This window comes from Streptococcus sp. NCTC 11567 (assembly GCF_902141215.1).
GTDB lineage: Bacteria > Bacillota > Bacilli > Lactobacillales > Streptococcaceae > Streptococcus > Streptococcus dysgalactiae.
Window position 1 is genome coordinate 714,819 of the sequence record NZ_LR595857.1, and the last position, 14,267, is coordinate 729,085.

Consider the following 14,267-nt stretch of genomic DNA (forward strand, 5'->3'; position numbering starts at 1 on the left):
CTACTTATGAAAGTATTCATTAATTGTTTAAAAATAGCAGCGCTTATTATTCTCGCTTTGGTTTTCAATGCCCTTCCGATGATTTTATTGCAAAAGCAACATGATATTCCTATGAGGGTTAATTGGGGAATTGGAATAACCTACTTAGTTATTGTAGGGATTACTCTTGTCTGTTTATGGCGTCTTTATCAAAATAAGGAGGAGGCCTCTATTAAACAGCAAAAAATGAGACTAGTTGACTGGGGCTATCTGGCTTTATTTTGGTTAATAGGACGTGTGATTGCCATTGTAGGAACACTCCTAAATCAAGCCTGGTCTGGACAAGAAATTAGTACCAATGATGCTGCGATACATACCTTAGCTGGATTTATCAAAGGTGGTTTTCCCCTCTATACCGCTTTATTTGTTTTGGTGATTGCTTTAATAGCACCAATTATGGAAGAGTTGGCATTTAGAGGGTTTCCAATGACTGATCTCTTTAGAGGAAAATCACTTAAAGTAGCAGGTTTAGTGACCTCTCTCGTTTTTGCCTTACCGCATGCTACTAATATTGTTGAATTTGTCATGTATACCTGTATGGGAATCCTCCTTTTCGTTGCCTATCAAAGACGAGGGAATTTAAGAGATTCCATTTTACTTCATATTTTCAATAATTTATTCCCAGCTATTACGTTACTACTAATGGGATTAGGAATCCTATAAGAAAAAACGCTTCGATATCATTATCGAGGCGTTTTTAAAAATGAGGGTCGTTTACTGATTTGGTTGTCTGCGCTTGAGCAAGTCTTTTTTTGATGACGTGATAGGAATGATAAGTAATATAAGCTCCCAGACTGGCGACAGCTAAGGGAACAATGATCGTCAAGGATTGCCCGGTGATTTCAAGTAGGAAAAGTGGTGCGGTCAAGGGCATCTTATTAATGATACCTAAAAAGAGTGAGGCACCAATGATAATGGCTAAGGTAGGTGATAGAGGTAAGGAGAAAAAGTGTTGACTAAAACTCGCCAAGAGTAAACTACTAGCACTTCCAAGCATCATAGAAGGAGCAATTTTCCCCCCTTTTGCTCCAGAAGCAAAAACTAAATAGATAGCGACAGCTTTGGCAACTAGTAGACAGCTAATATAGCTCAGATGTGGTTCTTCATGGAGAAAAAAGAGTAATCCAGCTTTGCCATTTCCTAAAATCTCTGGGAAGAAAATACTGAGTCCTGCGATAAGGCTAAAAGCGATGAGGACTTTCGGAATAAACCAAAGACTTTTGGCATCAGCCTTAGGAAGGTGTTCCAAAAGATGTTTGTAAGCGTGAGCAAAGAGGGAAAGGATAAGACCAGCCATGACTGACCAAATAAGGGTTCCTAGCGTCCAATGTTGCTGAGGCATTAGGTATTGAATCTCATGTCGGCCTTGTAATAAAGCAACTGTTTCCACAGCCACATAGCTCGTTAGGCAGGCAGCGTATATATTTTTAAGGGACCAACGGTTAAGAATAGCTTCCAAGATAAATAAAATAGTGGCTAAGGGAGCATTGTAGACAGCACCAAGGGCAGCGCCAGAAGCACAGGCCAATAAAAGCTTTTGCTCGGATTTGGACAAGTTACATCTCTGGCTCCAAAAGGAGGTCACAGCCACAGCAACTTCACGTGATGCCCCTTCTCTACCAACCGGTGCCCCCATTGAAACGGTGCTTAATTGTAGCCAGCCGTGCCAAAATTGTGTCCAGGGGCTAAATTGCGTGTCATCATCAAGGGTTTTCTGAATGGATTGAATGGCTGTTCCTTTTTTGGCTAGTAGATGCCATCCAAGTCCTGCAAGAAGTCCAGCCATGAGTAAGGACAGAACGCGCCGTTCTGGGGGAACACTTGCAATCATAGTGCTAAAAGAGCCCTGACTGAATCCAAAGCTCAGAGTTTGAATCAGATGGATTGCCTCTGTCAACAAAAAAGCAACAAGACCAGCTGTCAAACCTGTTACAATAAGGTAACCACTCCAAAGTAAAAAATGTCGTTTCATAAGATTATTATAGCAAAAGATAAGAAAAGAGGCTGATTTGATATCAACCTCGTCAGAATGCTTAGAGCCCGTAATTATAGTCATCGTCAGACATAGCTTCTACAGAACCAAGAAGATAGCCATTCCCTACCTGTGAGAAAAAGTCATGGTTTGATGTTCCTGTTGAAATACCATTCATAACGATAGGGTTAACATCATTAGCAGTATCTGGAAAGAGAGGGTCTTGGCCTAGGTTCATTAAAGCCTTATTGGCATTATAGCGAAGAAAAGTCATGACTTCTTCGGTCCAGCCCACACCATCATAGAGACTCTTTGTATAATCTTCTTCGTTCTCATATAATTGGTAAAGGAGATCGTACATCCACTCGCGGAAGGTTTCTTGCTCAGCTTCTGGCAATTCATTGAAGCCAAGTTGGAATTTATAACCGATATAGGTTCCGTGAACGGATTCATCACGGATAATCAATTTAATGATTTCAGCAACGTTGGCTAATTTGTTGTTACCAAGATAGTATAGAGGAGTGAAGAAGCCTGAATAAAAAAGGAAGGTTTCAAGATAAGTGGAGGCAACTTTCTTTTGCAACGCATCACCATGCTCATAAATCTCATTGATGATTTGAGCTTTCTTTTGTAAAAATTCGTTATTGTTGGTCCATTCAAAAATCTCTTCAATTTCTTTTTTGGTGTTTAAGGTTGAAAAGATGGACGAGTATGATTTAGCGTGAACTGATTCCATAAATTGAATATTGTTCAAAACAGCCTCTTCATGAGGTGTGCGAACATCTTGACGAATAGCTTCAACTCCTGATTCAGACTGCATGGTGTCAAGCAGGGTCAGGCCACCAAAAACCTTACCAACCAAATCCTTTTCAATGTCGGAGAGCTTACGCCAATCATCTAAATCATTTGATAAGGGAATACGCGTATCGAGCCAAAATTGTTCGGTCAACTTTTCCCAAGTTGATTTGTCAATGACGTCTTCGATTTCATTCCAGTTAATTGCTTCATAATATGTTGTCATTTCTAAAGTTCTCCTAAAGAGTAGTCGATATGAAAAATCATATCATAAGCCAGTAACCCATTCTTGAGTGGCTTACTGGCGTTTTTTATTATCAAATTCTGATACTGATGATTTAGTGCCTAACCAGTGGACGTGTATCAATTAAGTATTTTTCCCGATTAAATAACACAAGACTCACATTGGTTTGCACCAACTTCTTCCCCGTCATCCGTAAAGGTGCGGATATAGTAGATAGATTTGATACCTTTATTGAAAGCGTAATTTCGTAAAATAGAAAGATCACGAGTGGTTTGCTTACTTTCTGTTTTCCACTCATAAAGCTCCATAGGCAACTCACTACGAAGGAATAAGGTTAAAGACAAACCTTGATCCACATGTTCGGTCGCAGCGGCATAGACATCGATAACCTTACGCATGTCCATATCGTACGCAGACGTGTAATAAGGGATAGTATCCGTTGACAAGCCATTTGCTGGGTAGTAAATCTTACCAATTTTCTTTTCTTGACGCTCTTCGATGCGTTGTGTGATGGGGTGAATAGAAGCAGAGCAGTCATTGATATAAGAAATAGAGCCATTTGGAGCAACTGCAAGACGGTTTTGATGATAAAGACCATCTTTTTGAACGGCGTCGCGAAGAGCCTCCCAATCTGAAGCTTGCGGAATAAAATGGTCCTTGAACAGGTCTTTCACCAGATCAGATTTTGGAACAAATTGACCTGTGACATATTTGTCAAAGTAGGTTCCATCAGCATATTTTGACTTGTCAAAACCAACAAAGGTGGTTTGGCGTTCACGAGCGATGTTATTGGATTCGACGAGAGTCCAATAGTTCATGAGCATGAAATAAATATCAGTGAATTCGACGGATTCTGGGCTACCATATTCAATATGATGTTGAGCTAAGTAAGAATGAAGTCCCATTGCCCCAAGACCGAAAGTATGAGCTTGGCTATTGCCATGTTTAATGGTTGGGACAGCTTCGATGCTTGATGAGTCGGTCACGAAGGTTAAGGCACGTGTCATGGCTTTAATAGAACGTCCAAAATCTGGAGACGTCATCATGTTAAGGATATTAGTTGAGCCGAGGTTACATGAGATATCAGTTCCCATTTGTAAGAACTCTTGCGCATCATTGATAAGGCTAGGTGTCTGAACTTGTAAAATTTCAGAACACAAGTTGCTCATGATGATTTTTCCATCGATAGGATTAGCTTTATTAGCAGTATCAATATTGATAATGTAAGGGTAGCCAGATTCTTGTTGCAGTTTTGAAATCTCTGTTTCAAGATCCCGAGCTTTGATTTTAGTCTTAGTAATTTTAGGATTAGCCACTAACTCATCGTACATGTTGGTGATGTCGAGATAGTTAAAGGGAATGCCATATTCTTTTTCAACATTATAAGGACTAAAGAGATACATGTCCTCATTTTTACGAGCTAATTCGTAGAATTTATCAGGAACGGTAATCCCCAATGACAAGGTTTTCACACGCACCTTTTCATCAGCATTTTCTTTTTTAGTAGATAAGAAAGCGATAATATCCGGATGGAAAACATTTAGGTAAACAACACCAGCTCCTTGACGTTGCCCAAGTTGATTTGAATAAGAAAAACTATCTTCAAACAGTTTCATAACAGGAACAACCCCTGAAGCTGCACCAGCATAGCCTTTAATTGGTGCCCCAGCTTCACGCAGGTTAGAAAGGGTAATACCAACTCCTCCACCGATACGAGATAATTGCAAGGCAGAGTTAATGGAACGTCCGATAGAGTTCATGTCATCTGTCACTTGAATCAAGAAACAAGACACTAATTCACCACGACGGCTTCGACCAGCATTTAAAAAAGAAGGAGTTGCCGGTTGGTAGCGCTGGTTGATCATTTCAATGGCTAAGTCTTTAGCAAGGGCTTCGTTACCATCTGCAAAATACAGAGCATTAAACATAACACGGTCTTCAAGGCTTTCTAAATAATAGTCTCCATCATTTGTTTTTAAGGCATACTGCTGATAAAATTTATAAGCTGCCATGAACGATTTGAATTGGAAATTTTCTGCCTTGATGACGTCAGCTAATTCAGTAATAAATTCAGGACGGTATTTCTGAATAAAAGCTGATTCAATGTAATCATTTGAGATTAAATATTCAATTTTTTCCGTAACGGAGGCAAAAGACATGGTGTTTGGAAGCACATTTTCAGTGAAAAAAGCTTCTAAAGCTTCTTTGTCTTTATGGAGTGGAATTTTACCGCCAACAGGACGGTTAATTTCATTATTTAGGCGGAAATAAGAAATATCGCCAAGATCTTTGAGACTCATATTATTTTTCCTTGTCTTATTAAATCAGTTCTTTTAATTTTGCAGGTTGGAAGCCAGAAAATACGAGGTTATCCGCTTCGATAACAGGAGCAGACGTGAACCCGAGACTTTTCACATACTCAACTTTTTCAGGATGTTCATCGATATTAATTTCCTGAAAGTTAGCCCCATGTTGTTCTAAAAACTTCTTGGTCATTTTGCACTGCATGCAATTATTTTTTGAATATACTGTAATCATGTCTTGCCCCTCTTATAGTGATGAGTATTCCATTTTTTTAAATAGAATTACTATAATAGCATATAAAAAAACATTCCAAAAAGCAAGATTTTGGGCTAAAAAAGCACTATATCTTGTGTCTAATGTTTAGAAAGCCTTCTAAATATTGTGGTTAAGGTCTTCTGGAAAAGAAATACTAAATCGTCAGTGTTAGTTGTATGAAAAAATTTAACACAAAAAGAAAACGAATAAAAACAACGTGAGAATATCATGAAAACAAACGCAGATTTTTCCTGTCTCAGATATTTAATCTTGAAAATAAAATAGCAATATGCTATAATGTGGTATTGTAAGGGTTATCATATGATGGCTCAAAAATACACAACTTAAAAGGAGAACCATAATATGGCTTCAAAAGACTTTCACATTGTTGCAGAAACAGGTATTCATGCACGTCCAGCTACTTTGCTTGTTCAAACAGCTAGCAAATTTGCTTCAGACATCACTCTTGACTACAAAGGTAAAGCAGTAAATCTAAAATCAATCATGGGTGTTATGAGTCTTGGTGTTGGTCAAGGTGCAGATGTTACTATCTCAGCTGAAGGTGCTGACGCTGAAGATGCAATCGCAGCAATCGAAGAAACAATGACTAAAGAAGGATTGGCATAAGACTATGACAGAAATGCTTAAAGGAATCGCAGCCTCTGATGGTGTTGCCGTTGCTAAAGCATATCTACTAGTTCAGCCGGATTTGTCATTTGAGACTGTTACAGTCGAAGATACAAATGCAGAAGAAGCTCGCCTTGATGTTGCACTCCAAGCTTCACAAGACGAGCTTTCTGTTATCCGTGAAAAGGCAGTAGAAAGCTTAGGCGAAGAAGCGGCAGCCGTTTTTGATGCACATTTGATGGTTCTTGCTGACCCAGAAATGATCAGCCAAATTAAAGAAACTATTCGCGCAAAACAAACGAATGCAGAAACAGGTCTTAAAGAAGTGACTGACATGTTCATCACTATCTTTGAAGGCATGGAAGATAACCCATACATGCAAGAACGTGCAGCGGACATCCGCGACGTTGCAAAACGTGTGTTGGCTCACCTTTTAGGTGTGAAACTTCCAAACCCAGCTACAATCAATGAAGAATCAATCGTTATTGCACACGATTTGACACCCTCAGATACTGCTCAGCTTAACAAACAATTTGTAAAAGCATTTGTTACAAATATCGGTGGTCGTACAAGTCACTCTGCTATCATGGCACGTACACTTGAGATCGCTGCGGTACTTGGAACAAATGATATTACAAAACGTGTTAAAGATGGCGACATGATTGCTGTTAACGGTATCACTGGTGAAGTCATTATTGATCCAAGTGAAGATCAAATCCTCGCTTTCAAAGAAGCTGGTGCTGCTTATGCCAAACAAAAAGCAGAGTGGGCCCTCCTTAAAGATGCGCATACTGAAACAGCTGACGGCAAACACTTTGAATTGGCTGCTAACATCGGAACTCCAAAAGACGTTGAAGGTGTTAATGACAATGGTGCTGAAGCTGTTGGTCTTTACCGTACTGAGTTCTTGTACATGGATTCTCAAGACTTCCCAACTGAAGACGAACAATACGAAGCTTACAAAGCAGTGCTTGAAGGCATGAATGGCAAACCTGTTGTGGTTCGTACAATGGATATTGGTGGAGATAAGGAACTTCCTTACTTTGACCTTCCAAAAGAAATGAACCCATTCCTCGGTTTCCGTGCTCTTCGTATCTCAATCTCTGAAACTGGAGATGCTATGTTCCGTACACAAATGCGTGCTCTTCTTCGCGCCTCTGTTCACGGACAACTTCGTATCATGTTCCCAATGGTAGCACTTCTTAAAGAATTCCGTGCTGCAAAAGCAGTCTTTGACGAAGAAAAAGCAAACTTGCTTGCAGAAGGCGTTGCAGTAGCGGATGACATCCAAGTTGGTATCATGATTGAAATTCCTGCGGCTGCTATGCTTGCAGACCAATTTGCTAAAGAAGTTGATTTCTTCTCAATTGGAACAAACGATTTAATCCAATACACTATGGCAGCAGACCGTATGAACGAACAAGTATCATACCTTTACCAACCATACAACCCATCAATCCTACGTTTGATCAACAATGTAATCAAAGCAGCGCATGCTGAAGGTAAATGGGCAGGTATGTGTGGTGAAATGGCAGGTGATCAACAAGCTGTTCCGCTTCTTGTCGGAATGGGACTTGATGAGTTCTCTATGTCAGCAACATCTGTTCTTCGTACACGTAGCTTAATGAAGAAACTTGATTCTGCTAAAATGGAAGAATATGCAAATCGTGCTCTTACAGAATGTTCAACAGCAGAAGAAGTTCTTGAACTTTCTAAAGAATACGTTTCTGAAGATTAATAGCAAAAGAGTTGGAACTTTCCAGCTCTTTTTATTATTCTTTCAGTAAAATAATTTGAAACCTCAAATAATTTGTCGAAATTTTCTGATACTTTACATATCCAACTGTTGAAATATCAGAGAAAAGTGATAGAATAGGATTACTATCGTAAAAGGAGATAAAACGTTGACAACACAATATAAAAATTTAGTGAACGGTGATTGGAAACTTTCAGAAAGTGATATTAAGATTTACGCCCCAGCAACAGGCGAAGAGTTGGGATCAGTTCCAGCGATGACGCAGGCAGAGGTAGATGCTGTTTACGCTTCAGCTAAAAAGGCTCTCCCAGCTTGGCGTGCCCTATCTTATGTAGAACGTGCAGCTTATTTGCATAAGGCTGCTGATATCTTGGTGCGTGATGCTGAGAAGATTGGTGCTGTTCTATCAAAAGAAGTCGCAAAAGGCCACAAGGCAGCAGTGAGTGAAGTTATTCGTACTGCTGAAATCATTAATTATGCAGCAGAAGAAGGCCTTCGTATGGAAGGTGAAGTTCTGGAAGGTGGTAGCTTCGAAGCCGCAAGTAAGAAGAAGATTGCTATTGTTCGTCGTGAACCAGTTGGTTTAGTTCTTGCTATTTCTCCATTTAACTACCCTGTTAATTTGGCAGGTTCTAAAATTGCTCCAGCTCTTATTGCAGGAAATGTTGTTGCTCTTAAACCACCAACACAAGGCTCTATTTCTGGTTTATTACTAGCAGAAGCTTTTGCAGAAGCTGGTATTCCAGCAGGTGTCTTTAATACTATTACAGGGCGAGGTTCTGTTATCGGTGATTACATCGTTGAGCACGAAGCGGTTAACTTTATCAACTTTACAGGTTCTACTCCAATTGGAGAAGGAATCGGTAAATTAGCGGGTATGCGACCAATTATGCTTGAGCTTGGTGGTAAGGATTCTGCTATCGTTTTGGAAGATGCAGATCTTGCTTTAGCAGCGAAAAATATTGTAGCAGGTGCTTTTGGTTACTCAGGACAACGTTGTACAGCAGTTAAACGCGTTCTTGTGATGGACAAGGTGGCTGATCAATTGGCGGCGGAGATTAAAACACTTGTTGAAAAACTGAGTGTCGGAATGCCTGAAGACGATGCTGATATCACACCATTAATTGATACAAAAGCAGCTGATTTTGTTGAGGGGTTGATTAAAGATGCTGCATATAAGGGAGCAACTGCTTTGACAACCTTTAATCGTGAGGGCAATCTTATTTCACCCGTTCTCTTTGATCATGTGACAACTGACATGCGTTTGGCATGGGAAGAACCATTCGGTCCAGTATTACCAATTATTCGTGTCACTTCTGTGGAAGAAGCTGTTAAGATTTCCAACGCTTCTGAATATGGTTTACAGGCGTCCATCTTTACGAATAACTTCCCTAAAGCTTTTGGAATTGCTGAGCAATTAGAAGTCGGAACTGTTCACCTCAACAATAAAACACAACGTGGAACAGATAATTTCCCATTCTTAGGCGCTAAAAAATCAGGTGCAGGTGTTCAAGGAGTTAAATACTCTATTGAAGCCATGACTACGGTAAAATCTGTTATTTTTGATATTCAATAAATGAGAAAGTTAGGGTGACCTAACTTTTTTTCATTTATTTTTTACTTTTATTGTGTTAAAATGGTGATACAATAGGAGGCAACACGTGAAAAAAATTAATCTTATTCTCGTTAGTTTATTAAGTATAGTACTGTTGGGTTTGATTTTCATTTCTGTTAACCAGTGGGAAATCAAAAAAGAGAGTCATCAGTTGGTTTTAGCTGAAAAGAAGAAGTCATCACAGGTAACCATTAAATCTGTTAAGAAAATCAAAGTGGATCAAAAGGATTATTATTATTTTTCACCTCTAACCAATGCAGACGACTTTTTTGTCAACAATTTACCGGTTTCCATGTATAAGGGTGAGCCAGTTGACAAAGCAGTTATTTTATTGAAACCTGAATGGCATCCATCACAATTAAAAGGCATTCATAAAATGACAATTTCAAAGAAAGTTTATCAGAAAAAATGGTTTCATTTGAAAAAAGTATCAGAAAAAGTTGTTAGTTCTTATCATGTGACAGATGATTTTCAACGGTTTGCGTTGAAAGACTTGGTGTCAGGACGTCTTGAAAGAATTAGTCAAGAGATAGAAAAAAGGTACCCTGATAAAGCTTTTCATGTAACAGCTGATGATCAGTTGAGTGAAAGTAACCATCTAGTCACTGACCACTTTGATGTGAGTGCAGGTCACTTGGTTTTAGGAGAGGGACTTAGTATTCCTTTATCACGTTTATTTGACGTGATTAATCCAGACTTTCTGGATACTGCAGATAAGGTAGCTTATGATGAGTATATAGCTCAGAAAAAAGCAGAGGAAGAAGCTAAACACCCTCAAAAATTAGTGGCTTTAACCTTTGATGACGGTCCTGATCCACGCACAACGCCTCAAGTACTAGATATTTTGGCCAAGTATCAAGCTAAGGGGACTTTCTTTATGATGGGGTCTAAGGTTGCTGGTAATGAAGCTCTAGTCAAACGGGTGAGTGAAGCAGGGCATGAGATTGGGAACCATTCTTGGGATCATCCTAACTTGACTAAATTGACAGTGGATCAGATTCAATATCAGGTGAACGCTACTAATCAAGCCATTAGCAAGGCTTGTGGAAAGAAACCCTTGTATCTAAGGCCTCCTTATGGTGCAACTAATGACACCGTGCAGCGGGCTTCAGGTTTGGCACAAATGTTGTGGACCGTTGATACAAGGGATTGGGAAAACCACAGTACGGCAGGAATTATGGACAATATTAAAAAGCAGTTACAACCTGGCGGCGTTGTTTTAATGCATGATATTCATCAGACGACAGTGAATGCTCTTCCCACTGTTATGGAATACCTTAAGGCTGAAGGGTATCAATGTGTGACTGTTTCAGACCTTTATAACCAGCATTAAGAATTAAGGGAATCGGTGTTTCTTCATTTGACGTTAATCAAAAAATCCCCTAACTTTTCACTGATAAAGTTGGGGGATTTTTGTAGATTTTGGCTTGGATTCTGGAGGATACAGCTAGTTCAATGCTTCACTTTCCCACACAGTTGGCGTTTAAGTCATTGGTATTTTGGAAATGGTTGTGTTACCTTCCCCCGAGAGAGCTAAGAAGAGTAGAATCTTATGGCTTTATCCCTCAGCGTCTATCGATGGTATTTTAATAGAGTATGTTAGGAGTAGTCATTATTTTTTGGGGAGAAGTTGTTGGTTTCTGAGTTGAATTTCAGATACTTTGGCGAATTTTTTTAACTTTTTGATGTCCTCAGGGTGGCTAACAAAGGTAATAACGATGCCAGATTTTCCCATACGGCCGGTTCGTCCAGCTCTGTGAGTATAATTTTCCTTATCCCGAGCAACATCAAAATGAATAACATACTCAAGATTATCAATATCAATGCCCCGAGCAACAAGGTCCGTAGCTAGCAATAAAGAAAGTTGGTGGGATTTGAATTTTTCGAGAATGGTTTTACGGAATTTGACATTAATGTCACTCGCTAAGGAAACCGCAGCAGCTCCATTATATTGGAGGCGTTCCTCCGTAGCACCCAAATCAGATAAACTATTGAAAAAAACCAAAGCCCTAAAGTCAGGGATATTAGCAAATTTTCGCAATAAATCTGTACGTTCGCGTTTATCCGTCATCAAGTAAAAATGCTGAATAGCATCGTTGGTTTGCTCGGAAAGATCTATTAATAAAGTATTCTCTTCTAAGGAAGTTTGATCGACCTTGTTGGTAGCGCTCATGTATACTATTTGATGGTCACGAGGAACATAGCGGCTAATTCTTTGGACAAAATCATACTGAGAGTCGCTCAATAATTCATCGTATTCGTCTAGTATAATGGTATTGACTGACATCATTTTGATTTTTTTCAATTTAATGAGTTCAAAAATACGGCCAGGTGTTCCAATCAGAATTTCTGACCCTTTTTTGAGACGTTCGATTTGGCGTTTTTGACTGGTCCCAGAAATAAAGAGTTGTGCGGTTAAGCCTAATGGCTCTGCCCATTCCTTTGCGACCTCAAAAATTTGGCCGGCTAATTCGGTGTTAGGGGCTAAGATAAGAAGTTGTTGTGATTTTTTAGGAGTCAGGGTTAAAAGAGTGGGGAAAAGATAAGCTAAGGTTTTACCTGTTCCAGTTGGACTGACGCCAAGGAGGTTTTTGCCATCAAAAATAGGCTGGAAAGCCTGTTCTTGGATTGGCGTTAAATGGGTAAATGCAACTTGGTCAAGTTTTTCTTGCCATTGAGGGGGAAATTTAGTGATCATGCGTCTTCCTTTTACTATTGTTTCTATATTCATTATAGCATTATAGTCTCAATTTTGGTAAAATAGTGAGAAAGACTTTTTAGATTTGGAGTTTAAAATGCTTAAAAAACCGATTATTATTGGTGTAACTGGTGGTTCAGGTGGCGGTAAAACAAGTGTGTCACGTGCTATTTTGGACAGTTTTCCAAATGCTCGTATTGCAATGATTCAACACGATTCTTACTATAAAGATCAGTCTCACATGAGTTTTGAAGAAAGGGTCAAGACCAATTATGACCATCCTCTAGCTTTTGATACAGATTTTATGATTCAACAATTAAAAGAATTATTAGCTGGTCGACCAGTGGATATTCCAATTTATGATTACAAAAAGCATACCCGTAGTGACAAGACCTTCCGTCAAGATCCTCAAGATGTTATTATTGTTGAAGGGATCTTGGTTTTGGAGGATGAGCGTCTTCGTGAGTTAATGGATATCAAGCTCTTTGTAGACACAGATGACGATATTCGTATTATTCGTCGTATTAAGCGTGACATGATGGAACGTGGCAGAAGCTTAGAAAGTATTATTGATCAGTACACAAGCGTGGTAAAGCCTATGTATCATCAGTTTATTGAGCCAAGTAAACGCTATGCTGATATTGTTATTCCTGAAGGGGTCAGCAATGTCGTTGCTATTGATCTCATTAACACTAAGATTGCTAGTATCCTTGGTGAAGTCTAATTCATAACTGAGCGGATTACTTCAATCTGCTTTTTTTAGTATCAGGGAAAGGAGGAAAGGATGTTACAGATCTGGTTAATAGGTGCTCTTGTATGGAATAGCATAGTTTTCATCTTATATGTCTTAGATAAGAGAAGGGCAGTTAGAGGACAGTGGCGCATTAGTGAAAAAACTTTATTACTGGTAACCCTTGCTTGTGGAGGTTTTGGGGCCTGGTTAGCGGCTAACTATTGTCATCACAAAACACGAAAATGGTATTTCGTCTTAACCTGGTATTTGGGAATGTTGCTTGGCTTGTTAGTTACCTATATGATTAGCACAGCTAATTATTAAAAACTTCTTAACCATCTCTGTCATGGTTAAGGAGTTTTGTTTGTCTATAAACGCTTATTGGAGTCCAAAGCATCGATTTTTTGAAAAAGGTTGATAAAGATTAGTAGCGTCAATGTTCCCAAGATAATCGTAAGACCACTGAAATTGGTAAGAGGAGAGTCCCAAATAAAGTGCAAGACTAGTGGGCTTAGCAGCCAGAAAAGCTTCTGACGTCTAGAAAAGGTCGTAGAGCCTTTGAGAAGCAGGTAAAGTCCCATAGTAAAGATGGCAGTATAGACCCAGTGTGAGGTGGCAGCACCACTGATGCGCTCAAGAGCAGTCGGTAAAAGGCTGTCTAGAGATTTGCTAGCTGCTTGGCTAAGGTAGCTGATGTCTTCTGTTAATTGGAAGCCCATACCTGCTAGTAAGGCGACAACAAACTTTTCTTTAAGAGAAATAGTTGGAAAGAGAGAGATGACTAAAATAGCTGCAAAGGCTTTAATAGGTTCTTCAACAATAGGAGCCGTTAAGGCATCGTTCCAATGACTTACAAAAGATGTTGAAGGGATAACATGAGACCCCAATTGCCCCACCCATTGGTTACCATATGAGGCTAGAAATCCTGAGATATAAGTTCCCCCTAGGGAGGCAACAGCGATAAGAAATCCAGACATTTGGTAGCGTTTGGCGAGATAGCAAATGCCCACGGAAAAAGGAATCAGGTAAAGGCCAAAGAGACTAGTAGCCAAAATAAGAGCAGAGGCCGCTTGATAAGTTGGGACATCGGATAAGAGTCCTAAAAGTTCAAATTCAATGCCGTTGAGAACAAGGGCAATAAAGAGACTCGGTAAGAGCCATTTGGAATGTATCAGTCGTTTCACAGAGACCTCCTAAATCTTGTATGGTGTGTTTAATACTAAAAAGTA

The 14,267-nt window shown here is 39.4% G+C and carries 13 protein-coding genes; 7 read left to right on the top strand and 6 right to left on the bottom strand.

Annotation, left to right across the window (positions count from 1 at the left end):
• Positions 1-6: 6 nt before the first annotated feature.
• Positions 7-702, top strand: coding sequence for a type II CAAX endopeptidase family protein (locus tag FQT67_RS03765; RefSeq protein WP_022554917.1), 696 nt, complete (start codon positions 7-9; stop codon positions 700-702).
• A gap of 34 nt (positions 703-736) precedes the next feature.
• Here the strand turns inward: FQT67_RS03765 and FQT67_RS03770 are convergent, their stop codons facing one another.
• The 4 genes from FQT67_RS03770 to FQT67_RS03785 all read right to left on the bottom strand — a co-directional run bounded on the left by FQT67_RS03770 (position 737) and on the right by FQT67_RS03785 (position 5,588).
• Entirely contained in the window at positions 737-2,095 is a 1,359-nt protein-coding gene (locus tag FQT67_RS03770) for a chloride channel protein (protein WP_046166131.1), read from the bottom strand.
• Positions 2,073-3,032 (bottom strand): class 1b ribonucleoside-diphosphate reductase subunit beta, encoded by a 960-nt coding sequence (gene nrdF / locus FQT67_RS03775; RefSeq protein WP_003054109.1) that lies wholly within the window; start codon positions 3,030-3,032, stop codon positions 2,073-2,075. The genes FQT67_RS03770 and nrdF overlap by 23 nt, the downstream gene beginning before the upstream one ends.
• Before the next feature lie 158 nt (positions 3,033-3,190).
• The gene (gene nrdE, locus FQT67_RS03780) at positions 3,191-5,350 is read right to left on the bottom strand and encodes a class 1b ribonucleoside-diphosphate reductase subunit alpha (protein ID WP_003054091.1); all 2,160 of its coding nucleotides are present in this window, start codon (positions 5,348-5,350) and stop codon (positions 3,191-3,193) included.
• A 19-nt stretch (positions 5,351-5,369) separates the two neighbouring features.
• Positions 5,370-5,588 carry a redoxin NrdH gene (locus FQT67_RS03785; protein ID WP_003051493.1) on the bottom strand — a complete coding sequence of 73 codons (219 nt, stop codon included), beginning with the start codon at positions 5,586-5,588 and terminating at the stop codon, positions 5,370-5,372.
• A gap of 384 nt (positions 5,589-5,972) precedes the next feature.
• On the opposite strand from FQT67_RS03785, the gene FQT67_RS03790 reads away from it, so the two are divergent.
• The 4 genes from FQT67_RS03790 (at position 5,973) to FQT67_RS03805 (ending at position 10,940) form a co-directional block, all read left to right on the top strand.
• Positions 5,973-6,236, top strand: coding sequence for a phosphocarrier protein HPr (locus tag FQT67_RS03790; protein WP_002984031.1), 264 nt, complete (start codon positions 5,973-5,975; stop codon positions 6,234-6,236).
• A 4-nt stretch (positions 6,237-6,240) separates the two neighbouring features.
• Positions 6,241-7,974 carry a phosphoenolpyruvate--protein phosphotransferase gene (gene ptsP, locus FQT67_RS03795; RefSeq protein ID WP_003051490.1) on the top strand — a complete coding sequence of 578 codons (1,734 nt, stop codon included), beginning with the start codon at positions 6,241-6,243 and terminating at the stop codon, positions 7,972-7,974.
• Between the two features lie 166 nt (positions 7,975-8,140).
• A complete protein-coding gene (locus tag FQT67_RS03800; RefSeq protein WP_046176919.1) occupies positions 8,141-9,568 on the top strand; it encodes an NADP-dependent glyceraldehyde-3-phosphate dehydrogenase in 1,428 nt (475 codons plus the stop codon).
• A gap of 85 nt (positions 9,569-9,653) precedes the next feature.
• Positions 9,654-10,940 carry a polysaccharide deacetylase family protein gene (locus FQT67_RS03805; protein WP_046176918.1) on the top strand — a complete coding sequence of 429 codons (1,287 nt, stop codon included), beginning with the start codon at positions 9,654-9,656 and terminating at the stop codon, positions 10,938-10,940.
• Positions 10,941-11,219: 279 nt separating this feature from the next.
• Here FQT67_RS03805 and FQT67_RS03810 read toward each other — a convergent pair whose 3' ends face one another.
• Positions 11,220-12,305: a DEAD/DEAH box helicase gene (locus tag FQT67_RS03810; RefSeq protein WP_046176917.1), complete on the bottom strand. Its 1,086-nt coding sequence runs from the start codon at positions 12,303-12,305 to the stop codon at positions 11,220-11,222.
• Positions 12,306-12,402: 97 nt separating this feature from the next.
• Between FQT67_RS03810 and udk the strand changes: the two genes are divergently transcribed.
• Positions 12,403-13,029 (top strand): uridine kinase, encoded by a 627-nt coding sequence (udk, locus tag FQT67_RS03815; protein WP_003051479.1) that lies wholly within the window; start codon positions 12,403-12,405, stop codon positions 13,027-13,029.
• 60 nt (positions 13,030-13,089) lie between these two features.
• Complete coding sequence (locus FQT67_RS03820) at positions 13,090-13,362, top strand: DUF1294 domain-containing protein (protein WP_003062044.1); 273 nt, start codon at positions 13,090-13,092, stop codon at positions 13,360-13,362.
• A 44-nt stretch (positions 13,363-13,406) separates the two neighbouring features.
• Here the strand turns inward: FQT67_RS03820 and FQT67_RS03825 are convergent, their stop codons facing one another.
• On the bottom strand, positions 13,407-14,222 hold the full coding sequence (locus FQT67_RS03825; RefSeq protein ID WP_046176916.1) for a PrsW family glutamic-type intramembrane protease: 816 nt from the start codon (positions 14,220-14,222) through the stop codon (positions 13,407-13,409).
• Positions 14,223-14,267 lie beyond the last annotated feature (45 nt).

What these genes read in the sequence shown, in the direction of transcription:
- FQT67_RS03810 (WP_046176917.1), bottom strand. Translation starts at nt 12,305, where the DNA reads ATGATCACTAAATTTCCCCCTCAATGGCAAGAAAAACTTGACCAAGTT.
- FQT67_RS03790 (WP_002984031.1), top strand. Translation starts at nt 5,973, where the DNA reads ATGGCTTCAAAAGACTTTCACATTGTTGCAGAAACAGGTATTCATGCA.
- ptsP (WP_003051490.1), top strand. Translation starts at nt 6,241, where the DNA reads ATGACAGAAATGCTTAAAGGAATCGCAGCCTCTGATGGTGTTGCCGTT.
- FQT67_RS03765 (WP_022554917.1), top strand. Translation starts at nt 7, where the DNA reads ATGAAAGTATTCATTAATTGTTTAAAAATAGCAGCGCTTATTATTCTC.
- FQT67_RS03820 (WP_003062044.1), top strand. Translation starts at nt 13,090, where the DNA reads ATGTTACAGATCTGGTTAATAGGTGCTCTTGTATGGAATAGCATAGTT.
- nrdF (WP_003054109.1), bottom strand. Translation starts at nt 3,032, where the DNA reads ATGACAACATATTATGAAGCAATTAACTGGAATGAAATCGAAGACGTC.
- nrdE (WP_003054091.1), bottom strand. Translation starts at nt 5,350, where the DNA reads ATGAGTCTCAAAGATCTTGGCGATATTTCTTATTTCCGCCTAAATAAT.
- udk (WP_003051479.1), top strand. Translation starts at nt 12,403, where the DNA reads ATGCTTAAAAAACCGATTATTATTGGTGTAACTGGTGGTTCAGGTGGC.
- FQT67_RS03770 (WP_046166131.1), bottom strand. Translation starts at nt 2,095, where the DNA reads ATGACTATAATTACGGGCTCTAAGCATTCTGACGAGGTTGATATCAAA.
- FQT67_RS03785 (WP_003051493.1), bottom strand. Translation starts at nt 5,588, where the DNA reads ATGATTACAGTATATTCAAAAAATAATTGCATGCAGTGCAAAATGACC.